We start from the raw sequence: 13,041 nt of genomic DNA, 5'->3' as shown, positions 1-13,041 counted from the left end.
GAGGTTTTGCCATTAAACTACACCCGCTTTATTTCGAATAATTAAAAGTTTTTTGATGCGGCCGAGAGGATTTGAACCTCCACGGGATTACTCCCACTAGGCCCTCAACCTAGCGCGTCTGCCGTTCCGCCACGACCGCTTGGCTAAACGATTAATTATTAAAGTTACAACATTAATTGTAATCTATTTGTAAATATTTGTCAATACGTTTTTAAAATTTAATTAACAAAATTAATGTTTGCTTTACTTGATTGCTTATCAATTTCGCAACGTTTATTATCATATAATATAATCAAACTATCGTCAATGTTATTTCAAAACAAAAACGAGTAAAATGACATTGTTTCACATATATTTATCTTATTATCACAAATTACATAAAAAAACATATGTATTCAGCTTCTAAAGCAGCATTTTTGCCATAATAAATATAAAAAGCGAGTAGAAAATCATCTTTATCATTGATTTTCTACTCGCCTAATCGCTTTATTTTTGTTGTACTAATTTACCTTTGCAATGTCCACAAACCATTTTAGCTGTATCTACTTTTCTTATTCTCGGAAATTCCATTTCACATTTATTACATTTATAAATATAATTTGCTCTTTCTTCATAAGTTTCTAATGCTGCACAATATCTAGGTGCCCCAGTCTTTGTACTTAACACTTTAAAATCATTATCTTTGTGTTTATAACCTTTACCTTGAATATGAAGATGATAATGGCATAACTCATGCTTGATTATACTTTCAATCGCTTCTTGTCCAAATTTATAATACTGTTTTTCATTAACCTCAATATTATGATTTCTGAGTAAGTAACGTCCGCCAGTTGTTTTTAGCCTTTTGTTGAAATACGCTTTATGTTTAAAAGGCATACCAAAATATTCTTCAGAAATAGTTTCTGTTAATCGTTGTAACGTCTTATTATCCATTAGGATCAATCATCGTTAATGAAACTTTCCCTTTTTTATCATCTATATCAAGAATCCAGACATCTACAATATCACCAACACTAACAATGTCCATTGGATTTTTTACAAATTTCTTAGAAAGTTTAGAGACGTGAACAAGCCCATCTTGTTTTACTCCTATATCAACGAATGCACCAAAATCTACAACGTTTCTAACTGTACCACTTAATTTCATATTTTTAGATAAGTCTTCAATGGACAATACGTCTGATTTTAATATTGGTGTTTCAAATTCATCACGTGGATCTCTATTTGGTGCAATCAATGATTGAATTATATCTTCTAATGTTGGTTGGCCAATATTTAATTTTTCAGCCATCGTTACTACGTCTAATTGATTTAGAGCAGCTTTAAGTCTTTCTGTTCCTAAATCTTGCGTATCCATTTTAATTTCACTAAGTAATTGATACGTTGCATCGTAACTTTCTGGATGAATAGATGTATTGTCTAGGGCTTCTGTACCATCTACAATTCTTAAAAATCCTATACTTTGTTCAAACGTTTTAGCCCCAAGTCGTTTAACTTTGGCTATATCTTTATTATGTTTTATAGCACCATTTTCTTCTCTGTAGTCAATAATATTTTGAGCTATGGTTGTTGATAAACCAGAAACATATTGTAATAATGATCTCGATGCTGTATTTACATCTACACCTACTTGGTTAACTGCTGTTTCTACGACAAAAGTTAACGCGCCTTCTAATGCTTTTTGATTCACATCATGTTGATATTGACCAACGCCTATAGATTTAGGATCTATTTTAACGAGTTCACTTAAAGGATCTTGTACTCTTCTACCAATAGACACAGCACTACGTTCTTCTACTTGAAAATCTGGAAATTCCGTTCTTGCTACTTCTGATGCAGAATAAACGGATGCTCCGGCTTCGTTAACGATGATAAATTGTACGTTAAGTTTATGCGTTTGTATCATTGTAGCAACAAATTGTTCTGTTTCTCGACTTGCTGTACCATTACCTATTGCTATAAGTTCTACGTCATAATCCTTAACAAATTTAACAAATAAACTTTCAGCTTCTGCTTTTTTATTAACTGGTGGATGTGGATACATGACGCCTTTTGCAACGAATGTGCCAAAAGGATTAATCACAGCCAGTTTACACCCTGTTCTAAATGCAGGGTCTACACCTAATATTTGTTTACCTTGCATAGGTGGTTGTAATAATAGGTTTCTTAAATTTTCACTAAAAACATCAATAGCATGATTTTCTGCTTTATCAGTTAAATCAGCCCTTATCTCTCTTTCGATAGAAGGCATAATTAGACGTTTCAAACTATCTTTAATCGCATCTTCTATGATGTAGGTACCTTCATGCTGACCTTTAATTTCATTTTTACGTATAAAATTGTCGATGCCTTGAGTATCCATATCTAATTTTACGGATAGCACTTTTTCTTTTTCACCACGGTTTACTGCTAATACTCTGTGATTGGCAATTTTTCTAATTGGTTCTGAATAATCATAATACATGGAGAATATTTCTTTTTCATCTTCTGCATTCTTTTTCTTTTGTGTAATGATATTTCCGTGCTGGAACGTATCTTTCAATATTTTTGTTCTATATTTAGGTTCATCTGAAACTAATTCTGCGATAATATCTTGTGCACCTTTAATTGCTGCTTCTATTGAATCAATCTCATCATTTATAAATTGTTGTGCTTTCGTCTCAATCTTTTCATTTAAATTCGTTTGCTGTAACCATTTAGCTAATGGTTCAAGACCTTTTCTTTTAGCTTCAGTAGCTCTTGTTTTTTTCTTTTGTTTAAATGGTCTATATAAGTCTTCTACACGTTGTAATTTTGTTTGTTTTAAAATATCATTTTTAAGATCCACAGATAATAGACCTTGTTCTTCTATATTATGTATGACTTCTTCTTTTCTTTTTTGAAGATTAACCATATATTGGTATTCATCATCTATTTGTTTAATTTCAACTTCATCTAATCCCCCAGTTTGCTCTTTTCTGTAACGAGCAATAAAAGGTACCGTGTTTTTATCTTCTAATAATGATAAAACAGCATTGATTTGTTTTGTTGAAAAATTATACTTTTCATTTATAGATTGTATTAAGTTACTATCCATAGAATCCTCCACTCATTTATTCCTATTTATTTTTGTCTACATATATTTTAACATATAAAGATAATACCTTTTTTAAAAGTAGTATCGGGATGATTGAATTACATAAAAAAATAAGGCAGCTCCTAATAGTGTAGGAATGCTGCCTTATTTTATTGTTATCATTTATTTGCTGCATCTTGAAGTTTTTTAATTGCTGTTCTTTGCAGCCTAGATACATGCATTTGACTTAACCCAATTCTTTCGCCTGTTTCTTTCTGACTTAACCCTTCAATAAAGGTACATTGAATTATTTGTCTCTCTCTGTCAGTCAAAATTGGCAATATCTTCTCTAATATCATTCTTTTTTCAGTTAAATCATAATTATCATCTTGTTGACCCATAATATCTAATAAGGTCACCGTCGAACCATCTTTATCTGCTTCGATTGAGTGGTCAACACTAAGTGCATTATAACTCTGCCCCATCTCCATTGCTTCAAGTACTTCTTCTTCACTCACTTCAAGTCTATTGGCAATTTCTTCAATTGATGGTGACCGTTCTAATTCATTAGTTAGCTCATCGCTTACTTTTTTAATACGAGGACCAATCTCTTTAATCCTTCTCGGTACATGAACACTCCATGTTTTATCACGTAAATAACGTTTAATCTCGCCAATAACAGTCGGTACTAAAAAGGCTTCAAACTTTCTATCAAAGGATAGGTCAAATCGGTTTATCGCCCCAATCAAACCAACCATACCAACCTGAACGAGGTCTTCGTGATGAGATTGACCTTTTGAATATTTATATGCCAATGATTCGATTAACTTTCTATAATGTCTAACAAGTTTATCTTGAGCATCTGTATTTTTATTATTTTGTTGCTCATTTATCCATTGGTTAATTTGTTCAGGTGATACATCATTAACTGATTTCGACTCTCTCGCCATTATTTCGCACCTGCTCTTTTTTAATATACTTTATCATGCTGATTGTCACGCCTGATTTTTTATCAACCGTAACTTCATCCATTAATGATTCAATTAAAAATAGACCCAATCCGCCTTCTCTTAGGAAATCTATATTTTCGTCTTCTCTATATGGTCCTAATTTTTCTTTTGTTTCTTCATAATCAAAGCTTTCTCCTTGATCAGAAATTACAATTTTAATTTTATCATCAAAAATTTCAAAACAAAGATTTATCATTCCTACATCATCTGGATCATTTTTGTATGCATGTTTTACCGCATTAGTCACCGCTTCACTTACTGCAATTTTAGCATCTTCAATATCATCATATGATGCACCCGCACGTGAAAAAACACCTGATAGCGTCAAGCGTATTAAACTCACATATTCCGCAGAGGCTGGTAACCGCATTTCAATATAATCTTGTTTTAATTGCATGTTATTCGACCTCCGTTCCTTCATTAACATGCATCAAATCTTTTAATCCAGTGATATCAAACAATCGACTTATTCGATCTGAAACACCTAATATAAATAATTCTTTATCATGTTGATTTAGCGCTTTTAACGTACCTACGAATAATCCTAAACCAGTGGAATCCATGTAACTTACGTTTTCTAAATTCACATATATATCATGAGTTCCTTCTTGGCGCATCGGCACTAAGACTTCTTCTAATTCCGGAACAGTATAAACGTCTAACTCACCGCCAACTTTCACCTCATAATGCGTATCATGAGTTACTGTTTCAATATTAAGATTCATAACATTACACTCCTAATTATAGTCTAATTCTTAACTTTTATACCCTTAAAATACAAAACTAACCTTAACTATTAAGAATCTAATTAACCCTTTTTATAATTAATATAGTCAAATCATCTCTCTTATCAGGGTTTTGTATCTTCAATATCGCTTCATAAAGAAGTTGAACAATATCTTGAGGATGCATGTGTTTGTATTTGTGAATCATACTTAAAAGATGGCTTTTATCTAAAAAGTCACCTTGTTCATTTCTAACTTCAGTAACACCATCCGTAAATATAATTACAAAGTCATCTATATATATCGGTATTTCTTGTTGTTTATACCTAGTTTGTTGATTAACACCTAATACTCTGCCTCTTACACTAATTTCCTCAAATTCTTCTGTTTCAGCCCTATAGATATAGCCTGGTTCATGACCAGCAGAACTACAATATAACAGATGATTTAACTCTTCATATAACCCATAAAACATCGTTACAAACATGTTTTGGTTAACATTTTTTTCTACTACTCTATTTAGACGTTTTAAACCATCACTTGGAAGTTGGGAATGACCGTATGAGTCCATACCAAATTTAATCATACTCATCGCTAGCGCTGCTGGTATACCCTTACCAATGACATCAGCTACTGCAAAACTCATTGTTCCATCTTTGTGATCTATTAAATTAAAGTAATCTCCGCTCACCTTTTGTGCAGCTACAGAGATAACGCCAATTTGAATACTATCGAATTGAGGAATATCGGTTTTAAGCATAGTTTGTTGTAATCTCGAAGCTAAGTCGATTTCTTTATCATGATATTGCAATCGATTTACAAGTTGTTGGTAATCTCTATAATTATAACCAAAACCTTTTACTACTTCTTTAAGCACATTGAAAGTTTTTAATATTTGAGTTTCATCTAAATTCAACATTTTCACATAATTTTTATGCATTTCCACAATATCTTCTGGTAATAAATCTTTTTTTATCACCTCGTTTGTGAAGATTTCAGTTTTATTCAATAAATCTGTTGTGTCTGTTGTAATTAAACTTTCATCAATTAGCGCTTTATATTGATTTTTGAATTCTTCCACGCAGTAATTCCTCCTCAAAATGCAAATATAAATCGCGTATACCGATCTTTAACATATCTCAAAACTTTACGTCCATCTTGTCATCATATTAATAACATTTATATCGAATATTTTATAAATATACTATTTCAATTAGGCTCAGCCATTATCTTTGGGTATTAAAAAAGCTTTAGGATAACCTAAAGCTTTTCAACTTAGACATCCTATTTAAAGGTCTTATACTACAAAAACTGGAAATCACTATAATCTTGAATCCATTTAATTTTGTATTTAAGTGCTTATTACATGTTATAGAGAATTGATGTCTATAATTCACTATTGTATTAATTTGTTTAACTCACCTTTAAAATTAGGATTTGTTTGTCCTAACACTATGTAATCCTAAGCTTATGTCAATAGCATTGTTTACTTCTCTCATTTTATCATCAGAGAGATAAGTTAATTTTTCTTTCAGTCTGTTTTTATCTAAAGTTCTAATTTGTTCTAACAAAATAACAGAATCTTTATCTAGCTTATACTTACTTTTTTCTATTTCTACATGTGTTGGTATTTTAGCTTTATTTATCCTACCAGTAATTGCTGCTACAATTACGGTAGGACTATATTTATTTCCAGTATCGTTTTGTATAATCACGACAGGTCTAATTCCCCCTTGCTCAGACCCTTGCACTGGTGATAAATCAGCTAAATAAACGTCGCCTCTTCTCATCATTCATTGTTATTCTTAGAGCTGATGTAGACTTCGTTGCAATCACAAGCTTCACATTCAAATGGAAATGCTTCTGCTGCAAGGGAGAGGTTTAAGTCGGCCATTTGAGAATAGCCTTCTTTTAGTAATTGTTCAATACTGTGATTTCTGCTTTGAGTAAAACTTACCATGAATAAAGACCTCCATGAGACTAAAATAGAATATAATATGTTTTGTTGTTAGATACATAATAACAAATTTTACACACAGTGACTATACTATTTTAATAATTCATTGCGAATTTCTAGGTCCTCGGTCCCATGATATACCCGTGGGAGTCTTCTATTAAAGCGACATAAAACTTCATAATTAATTGTTTGTTGTTGTTGTGCCAAAGCTTCTGCAGATTGTGGACTATCGCTATGATGGTCCATTAAAATCACTTTATCTCCCGCTGTAACTACTTCAGGAATTTTTATTATAATTTGGTCCATACATACTTTTCCTATCACTTCACATTGGTGACCATTGACGTTCACATTGAATCCAGACATTAATCTTGGGTAACCATCTGCATATCCGACTGGAATAATTCCTATTTTGGTAGGTTCATTTGCTGTATAGATGCTGCCATAACTCACAGATTCACCTGCTTGTAATACCTTAGTTTGAACAACTTCACTAATCCATTGTGCGCTAGGTTTCAAATGTACTTTAACATTTGATTTTACATATTCTGAAGGATAATAACCATATAACGAAATTCCTATTCTCACTGCATTACAAAATTGAGTGTCTTTCATTAATGCACCTGCAGAATTTTGGGAATGAATATAATCAGGTCTTTCTACTTGATTAACAATTTCTTCAAAATTGGATTGTTGTTGATTCATTGAATCTCCAGGTTCGTCTGCACAAGCAAAGTGAGTAAATACTCCTTCAAAAATCAAATGATCATGCGAATGAATCAAATCTATCACAGATTGATATTCTTCAACATTCTTCACACCTAATCTGCCCATACCAGTATCTAATTTGACATGAATCCATAGATCTTTTTCATTTTTTTCTGATATTTGCTGTATTGCCTCATTCAACCATTTTTCAGAAGGGACAGTGATTGCAACACGATGCTGTATCGCTTTATTTATATCATATGAAGGGATTACACCTAATACCAGTATCTTGGCATTAATACCATGCATGCGTAATTCTATAGCTTCATCTAAAGTTGCTACTGCAAAAAACTCAGCACCGTTATCCATGAGTTGACGTGCAATCATTATACTACCAAGTCCATAACCATTTGCTTTAACTACTGGGATAACTGTTTTACTAGGATGTAGTTTCTGAAACACTTGGAAGTTTGAAACGATAGCATTTAAGTCTACATTCAAATAGGTCGATCTATAATACTTATCAGACATAAAATAAATACCTCCTGTATTAATTAAATAAGTTTTTCTATAATTAACTCAATTTTATAATAAGCTAGATAGGATAGCCAAATTAAACATACTGACATTTATATATTTTCAAATATTATACTTCTAAAATGACTTGGCTCATAGCATAATGTTCAGTATGTGTAATACTCACATGAACGCTAAACCCTTCATAATTAATACACGGTTTGCCTAATTCATCATTAAAACAATCTATTTCATTCAACGCGATTGTTTTACCAAGACCTGTACCTAATGCTTTACTAAATGCTTCTTTACAAGCAAATCGTCCAGCTAAAAACTCAATTTTACGTTTTTCCAAGTTCAAATCATTGAACTTTTGTTGTTCATTTTCACTTAATACACGCTCTACTAATTTACCTTGCCTTTGCAAAAGTGTTTTTATTCTATCAATTTCTATTAAATCTATACCAATACCATGTATCATAGGCCCCTCCTCATATTGATACGCTTAATAACAAATTTAAGTATGTTTGGATTTTTAAGCATTATTTGTATCTGGCTCTGAAGAATGCGGATAATTTATTTGCTTTATTTGCTTTTTAAGCAAAATCGCAGTTTCTTTTTTTATCAAATTTATTTTAGCATTACCGCCAGCAGTTGATAATGTGATACTAGACAAACCGTATTTTCTCATTAATATACCTTCATGTGTATCAACATTTTGTATTCTAAATAACGGGATTTTCACTATTTTAATAAACCAAAAACCATTTCTCACAATAATTTCATTCTCAGTTAACTTATATTTGAAAATTTTAAATTTGTATATTGGAATGATTACAACTTCAAATATCAAAAGTAATAGTACTATGATAAAACCGATAATCAATATCCAATTCATTACATTTGGGGCTAGCCAATCTAGCCATAATGAGTAAACAACATACACTGCTGCAATCACCATACATAAGACGGCAACTATAATAATACCAGTAAGTCGCATGACTTTTTTTCCAGATGAATCCATATAATTATAATTAGTCATGAGGATTTCCTCCTAAATACCATGATTGTAAAGCTGTCACATCACTATCATTACTATACTTTAATCCGATATTATCATTCGAAGGACCTTTGGCAATTATAAAATTAAAATTAGCCAAATTATTTTTTTCTAAAAATGGATTTTTTTTAATTTCCATACCTAATATTTTATCATGTTTAAAGTAAGTATTTTTAAATCCAAATGGCGTCACATTACGCACAACTAGTTCATCGTTTTGAATTTTAAAACCGGATACTTTTACTACTTTCAAACTATGGATAATATGTACTATGATAATTAACCCAACAACAAGAAAAATCCACGGTTTCCAAAAGTATGCCACAACACTAGCAATGATAATAAGCAATAAAGCTTGCCTCCAAAACAACCTATGAAATCCTCTCCAAGGCATACCTTGTTTCGCTGGCGCAAACGCCATATTTGGCATAAGATTTTTAATTATTTCAAAGGCCTTTTCACGCTTGATAAACGGCAAAATCATAACGTTACCATCTAACGAAACATCATCTTTATCAAAATCTTCCATATCACTTGTAATAACAAAATGTATAGAGGTATAGCCAAATAAGTTTCTTAAAAATGATTGTTTTTCAACCACTGATTGTACCCTATCTGTAGGCACCGTAATATTTTTAACATTAAATAAGCCATATTTAATGTTTAACTGATTGTCTTGTTGCGTAACTGTATAATTAAAATTACGTATAATTACAATCAATGTACCAATCGCATAACTACCTACTATAACCAAAGCAATCATCATAATGATAATTACTGAAATAGCTTGTGATATATGCGCAAATTGTCCTGTTATTTTTTCCCAAGGAATTACATCAGAAAATCCACCTATAATAGGTGATAACGCAGCAAAAGCTACTCCAATTGCTCCACTTGTTAGAGCCATCAATAAAAGTTCCTTAAATTTCAATTTATACAAATGAATGATTTGAGGACCTTTAGTTTCTAATGTCTTATCATGTCCTTGTAAAGTATCATCTTGTTGGGAAACTTCAGCAGTATTGATTAAATCTTGTTGTTTTGCTTTAATAGCTTGTTGAATGAGTTCACTTTGATTTTTAGAAACTGTATCTAAATCAATGCCATCACTCGGCGTTTTAATCTGTAATTTTACGCCTCCCACAAGTTGATGAATGACGCCTTGCGTAGTATCTAATGTTTGAATACGACGTATATTCAATTCTTTTCGTGCTTTTGTAAATATACCTGTCGTTAATACAAAGTGATCGTTTTCTATCCAATAACTCGTATTATATACTTTTAGAACTTGCGTCACAAAAGAAAACAGAAAGAATATAAACACTATCCCTGGAAATATGTATGAACGTATATTAGTAAAGTCAAAATCTTTCAAGTTAAACACTAAAAAGATAATTACTAAAAAGATATTTTGTTTGATCGCATCAATAACACCCGCTAAGTATGAAATAGGATGTAACTTTTGAGGATTATACATCGTAATCAGCTCCTCTTAGGTAACTTAATGATTTCGATTCAATAACTATCGCTTCTTCATCAGTCAATAATGGAAAACTAACTGTATGTCCCGCAGTTATTAATGAAACTTTAGCTAATCCTAATCTACTTAATATAGGATTATATTTGCGCTCAATCAATTGAGTTCGTTCTAATTTCACTATTTTATGAGATTTAAAAAAGAAATCATATTTTATTTCAATATGTTTATTTTCTACTCGATAAAAAGCATACTTATATTTTATCCAGGGTGTAATTAAAGTATACAAAATATTAAAAACTATAAAAGCAATGATTAAATACAAGATAAAATGCCACCAATTAAAGTGACTCCATAAAAAAAATACAACCGTTGCTATAACCATACTCAACATAAATTCTAATACTTTTATTGTATAGTAATACTTCATAGCTTCCTTTGGACTTCTCTTAAACAATAGGTCTTTAGCCATTTGTACACTCCTTAATAAAGATTCCAATTAATTATAACATAGCATTTATATATACTTCATCGTCCCTTTAAAATGTACTACAATTTAAATATCAAACAAATAAGTTGTTTTAGTCATTTATATTATAGAAACTATCCTACAACTTGATATACAACAAAAAAAATCATCTCACGTTAATGAGATGATTAAACCTAAATTTCATATATGATAAAGCATTCTATTTTTTATGGTCTGCGAATGTGCGACCTTTCATTGATTTCTTGTTATTGTTTTTGTCAGAAGAAGGTTTTTCGTTCTTCTTCTTGTTATTGTTGAATCCGCCTTTTGAGCGACGATTTTTGTTATCGAACTTGTTGTTGTTACCACGTTTATTGTTATTACCACCACGTCTTGGGCCTTTGCTTTGACGGCCTTTACGAGATAATGGTTTTTCAAATGTTAATTGTACATCAACATCATCATTTGACTCTACTAATTCTTGTAATAATGAAGCAACTAAATCAACATCGCTATATTCTTCAATTAATTCAGAAGCAATGCGTTGTAATCTAGGTTCATTTTCTCTAGTCATCCAATTTTGAACTTTACCTTTAATATCGTTTTCACGTGCTTTTAACACTTCTTTACGATGAGGTGGTCTTAATGCTTGCATTTCTCGCTTGTTAGCTTGTTCAATTTGACGGATGTAATCCATCTCAATTGGGTTAACAAATGTAATTGCAATACCTTCTTTACCAGCACGACCTGTACGTCCGATTCTATGAGTATAACTTTCTGTATCTTGAGGGATATCGAAGTTATAAACATGACTCACGCCTGAAATATCAAGTCCTCTTGCTGCAACATCAGTCGCAACTAAGATATCTAGTTGATCGTTTTTGAATTTTTTCAATACTTCTAAACGTTTAGCTTGTGTGATATCACCATGTAAGCCTTCAGCTTTATATCCTTTAGAAATTAACGCACTTGTTAATTCATCTACACGACGTTTTGTACGTCCGAATACAATTGCTAATTCTGGCTGATGTACATCTAAAAAGCTTGTGAAAGTATCAAATTTTTCTAATTCTTTTACAATTGTATAGAATTCTTCAATTTGAGGATTTGAAGTTTCATTGTTCATTGTTTTAACAATAACTGGAGACTTCATAAATTGTTGTACTAGTGTTTGGATTGCTTTCGGCATTGTAGCAGAAAACAACATTGTTTGACGTTGTGATGCTGGGATTTTGTCCATGATAAATTTCATATCATCGATGAAGCCCATGTTCATCATTTCATCCGCTTCATCTAATATAAGCGTATGAATATCAGTAGTTTTCAAAGTACGACGATTTAAATGGTCAATTACACGACCTGGTGTACCTACTACTACTTGTGGTCCTTTTTTAAGAGATCTAATTTGACGATCTATTGGCATACCACCAAAAACAGTAACGACTTGTACGTTTTGGCCTTTACTAAATTCTTTAATAGATTCAGCTACTTGCATAGCTAATTCTCTTGTTGGTGCAAGGATTAGTGATTGAACACCTTCTCGACCCGCTACTTTTTCGATTAACGGAATACCAAATGCGCCTGTTTTACCTGTACCAGTTTGCGCTTGGCCAAGAACGTCTTTGCCTTCTAAGGCAAGAGGGATACTCTCTTTTTGAATAGGAGTGGCATCACTGAACCCCATTGTTTCTAGGGTTTCTGCCATCTTATCTGAGATCCCTAATTCTTTAAAATTTTGCAATATAATTCTCCTTTATTTATCTGTATTTCTATACATATATGTTCACTTAAGTTTCTTCAACTTCTTAATAGTACCACCTCAAGTGTATAATCGCAATAAACCAAATTTGAATAAATGGGTCGATTATCAATAGTTTCCTAATTACTACTCTTTTGTAAATGTTGTGATATATAGGTTGTAAGCGTTTGATTGACTTTCAGGTGATTACTTTTTTTCTTCTAAAAAAAATTTGTTAATTTATTTATTCAGTTAATTGTCTCATTATTCTTTCGGTATATTACACTTTATTTAATTGTTATTTAAAATAATTGTTAGATGTTTAT

14 protein-coding genes and 1 tRNA gene are annotated in these 13,041 nt (G+C 31.6%); all 15 read right to left on the bottom strand.

Going from position 1 to position 13,041, the window contains the following annotated elements; translation table 11 throughout:
* Window positions 1-56 precede the first annotated feature (56 nt).
* The 15 genes from BK821_RS12035 to cshA all read right to left on the bottom strand — a co-directional run bounded on the left by BK821_RS12035 (window position 57) and on the right by cshA (window position 12,718).
* Window positions 57-139: transfer RNA gene (locus BK821_RS12035), tRNA-Leu, on the bottom strand.
* Between the two features lie 347 nt (window positions 140-486).
* Window positions 487-933 carry a SprT family protein gene (locus tag BK821_RS12030; RefSeq protein ID WP_046837767.1) on the bottom strand — a complete coding sequence of 149 codons (447 nt, stop codon included), beginning with the start codon at window positions 931-933 and terminating at the stop codon, window positions 487-489.
* Entirely contained in the window at window positions 926-3,076 is a 2,151-nt protein-coding gene (locus tag BK821_RS12025) for a Tex family protein (RefSeq protein WP_046837768.1), read from the bottom strand. Before BK821_RS12025 ends, BK821_RS12030 begins: the two co-directional genes overlap by 8 nt.
* Before the next feature lie 158 nt (window positions 3,077-3,234).
* Window positions 3,235-4,005, bottom strand: coding sequence for an RNA polymerase sigma factor SigB (sigB, locus tag BK821_RS12020; RefSeq protein WP_063410319.1), 771 nt, complete (start codon window positions 4,003-4,005; stop codon window positions 3,235-3,237).
* Window positions 3,980-4,462, bottom strand: coding sequence for an anti-sigma B factor RsbW (gene rsbW / locus BK821_RS12015; RefSeq protein WP_046837769.1), 483 nt, complete (start codon window positions 4,460-4,462; stop codon window positions 3,980-3,982). Before rsbW ends, sigB begins: the two co-directional genes overlap by 26 nt.
* A gap of 1 nt (window position 4,463) precedes the next feature.
* Window positions 4,464-4,790 (bottom strand): anti-sigma factor antagonist, encoded by a 327-nt coding sequence (locus tag BK821_RS12010; RefSeq protein WP_046837770.1) that lies wholly within the window; start codon window positions 4,788-4,790, stop codon window positions 4,464-4,466.
* A 79-nt stretch (window positions 4,791-4,869) separates the two neighbouring features.
* Window positions 4,870-5,871, bottom strand: coding sequence for a SpoIIE family protein phosphatase (locus BK821_RS12005; RefSeq protein WP_046837771.1), 1,002 nt, complete (start codon window positions 5,869-5,871; stop codon window positions 4,870-4,872).
* Window positions 5,872-6,220: 349 nt separating this feature from the next.
* Window positions 6,221-6,583, bottom strand: a complete 363-nt coding sequence (locus BK821_RS12000; RefSeq protein WP_046837772.1) for a type II toxin-antitoxin system PemK/MazF family toxin — start codon at window positions 6,581-6,583, stop codon at window positions 6,221-6,223.
* The gene (gene mazE / locus BK821_RS11995) at window positions 6,580-6,750 is read right to left on the bottom strand and encodes a type II toxin-antitoxin system antitoxin MazE (RefSeq protein ID WP_046837773.1); all 171 of its coding nucleotides are present in this window, start codon (window positions 6,748-6,750) and stop codon (window positions 6,580-6,582) included. Before mazE ends, BK821_RS12000 begins: the two co-directional genes overlap by 4 nt.
* Before the next feature lie 87 nt (window positions 6,751-6,837).
* Window positions 6,838-7,986 (bottom strand): alanine racemase, encoded by a 1,149-nt coding sequence (gene alr, locus BK821_RS11990; RefSeq protein WP_046837774.1) that lies wholly within the window; start codon window positions 7,984-7,986, stop codon window positions 6,838-6,840.
* 115 nt (window positions 7,987-8,101) lie between these two features.
* Complete coding sequence (gene acpS / locus BK821_RS11985; protein ID WP_046837775.1) at window positions 8,102-8,452, bottom strand: holo-ACP synthase; 351 nt, start codon at window positions 8,450-8,452, stop codon at window positions 8,102-8,104.
* A gap of 54 nt (window positions 8,453-8,506) precedes the next feature.
* A complete protein-coding gene (locus BK821_RS11980; protein ID WP_071331714.1) occupies window positions 8,507-9,013 on the bottom strand; it encodes a PH domain-containing protein in 507 nt (168 codons plus the stop codon).
* The gene (locus BK821_RS11975) at window positions 9,006-10,508 is read right to left on the bottom strand and encodes a PH domain-containing protein (protein ID WP_071331713.1); all 1,503 of its coding nucleotides are present in this window, start codon (window positions 10,506-10,508) and stop codon (window positions 9,006-9,008) included. The genes BK821_RS11980 and BK821_RS11975 overlap by 8 nt, the downstream gene beginning before the upstream one ends.
* On the bottom strand, window positions 10,501-10,980 hold the full coding sequence (locus BK821_RS11970; protein ID WP_046837778.1) for a PH domain-containing protein: 480 nt from the start codon (window positions 10,978-10,980) through the stop codon (window positions 10,501-10,503). The genes BK821_RS11975 and BK821_RS11970 overlap by 8 nt, the downstream gene beginning before the upstream one ends.
* A gap of 217 nt (window positions 10,981-11,197) precedes the next feature.
* Window positions 11,198-12,718: a degradosome RNA helicase CshA gene (gene cshA / locus BK821_RS11965; RefSeq protein ID WP_046837779.1), complete on the bottom strand. Its 1,521-nt coding sequence runs from the start codon at window positions 12,716-12,718 to the stop codon at window positions 11,198-11,200.
* Between the last annotated feature and the right edge of the window lie 323 nt (window positions 12,719-13,041).

The organism is Staphylococcus sp. LCT-H4 (assembly GCF_001866145.1).
In the GTDB taxonomy this organism is placed as follows: domain Bacteria; phylum Bacillota; class Bacilli; order Staphylococcales; family Staphylococcaceae; genus Staphylococcus; species Staphylococcus succinus.
Note: the sequence above shows the minus strand (reverse complement) of the source record. Positions and strands in the feature narration are given on the sequence as shown.

Coding starts and splice junctions, on each gene's coding strand:
- BK821_RS12010 (WP_046837770.1), bottom strand. CDS start 4,790: ATGAATCTTAATATTGAAACAGTAACTCATGATACGCATTATGAGGTG.
- BK821_RS11975 (WP_071331713.1), bottom strand. CDS start 10,508: ATGTATAATCCTCAAAAGTTACATCCTATTTCATACTTAGCGGGTGTT.
- sigB (WP_063410319.1), bottom strand. CDS start 4,005: ATGGCGAGAGAGTCGAAATCAGTTAATGATGTATCACCTGAACAAATT.
- BK821_RS11980 (WP_071331714.1), bottom strand. CDS start 9,013: ATGACTAATTATAATTATATGGATTCATCTGGAAAAAAAGTCATGCGA.
- BK821_RS11970 (WP_046837778.1), bottom strand. CDS start 10,980: ATGGCTAAAGACCTATTGTTTAAGAGAAGTCCAAAGGAAGCTATGAAG.
- alr (WP_046837774.1), bottom strand. CDS start 7,986: ATGTCTGATAAGTATTATAGATCGACCTATTTGAATGTAGACTTAAAT.
- mazE (WP_046837773.1), bottom strand. CDS start 6,750: ATGGTAAGTTTTACTCAAAGCAGAAATCACAGTATTGAACAATTACTA.
- BK821_RS12000 (WP_046837772.1), bottom strand. CDS start 6,583: ATGATGAGAAGAGGCGACGTTTATTTAGCTGATTTATCACCAGTGCAA.
- BK821_RS12030 (WP_046837767.1), bottom strand. CDS start 933: ATGGATAATAAGACGTTACAACGATTAACAGAAACTATTTCTGAAGAA.
- BK821_RS12025 (WP_046837768.1), bottom strand. CDS start 3,076: ATGGATAGTAACTTAATACAATCTATAAATGAAAAGTATAATTTTTCA.
- rsbW (WP_046837769.1), bottom strand. CDS start 4,462: ATGCAATTAAAACAAGATTATATTGAAATGCGGTTACCAGCCTCTGCG.
- acpS (WP_046837775.1), bottom strand. CDS start 8,452: ATGATACATGGTATTGGTATAGATTTAATAGAAATTGATAGAATAAAA.